Origin of the sequence: Roseivirga seohaensis (assembly GCF_001592945.1) — a bacterium.
Classification (GTDB): Bacteria; Bacteroidota; Bacteroidia; order Cytophagales; family Cyclobacteriaceae; genus Roseivirga; species Roseivirga seohaensis.
Map to the genome: position 1 here is coordinate 1 of NZ_LRPB01000022.1, position 762 is coordinate 762.

A 762-nucleotide genomic window follows, 5' to 3' on the forward strand; every position below is an offset into this window, starting at 1 on the left:
CTTCTGACGATTTAGATTGGTTTGCTCCTATCGAAAGATTAGGTTACAGACAAGAGTACAACTTCAGCGCAAGAGGTGCTACTGACAGAGCTGATTACTATGCTTCTATTGGTTATTTGAATGAAAAAGGGGTGTTCAAAAACTCTGATTTCGAAAGATATACCCTAAGAACAAACGTTAATGTTGATGTTCTTGATTGGTTGAAAGTTGGAGTAAACAACTCTGGTGATATCAGAATGACAAACTCTGTAACAAGTGGTGGTTCTGGTTTCGCTAACGCATTCTACAATGCAAGAAGAATGGGACCTATTTTCCCAGTATATGCAATTGATGATCAAGGTAACTACATCACTGACCCTGATTTTGGCACTAAAGCTTTCGATAGAGGTGATGGTAGATTTGGATTACCAACTAGACCAAATAATACTTCTGGTAGACAAGCTCCTGAAGAGTCACTTTTGAACAACAGTTTAACTGAAGCTTTATTCTTTAGAACTGTAGGTTATGTGGAGTTAACTCCAATCAAAAACCTTAGCGTAAAAATCAACGGTAGTGTGGATATCGGAACTGCAAATGGCCAATTCTATGGTAACCCATACGTAGGTGATTATATCCCAGTAGGTAGAGCCACTAAGAGCGCCAACTTTGACATCACTACTAACTTTAACCAGTTGATCAACTACTCTTTAGATTTAGATTCTAGAAACAGTTTTGACATCTTATTGGGTCATGAAAGTTATGGCATTAAAAACAACGACTTTA

Annotated in this window: 1 pseudogene; it reads left to right on the forward strand. The window is 37.7% G+C overall.

Annotated features, from left to right (window positions below):
* Positions 1–762, forward strand: a pseudogene (locus AWW67_RS18985) (SusC/RagA family TonB-linked outer membrane protein); the annotation flags it as partial.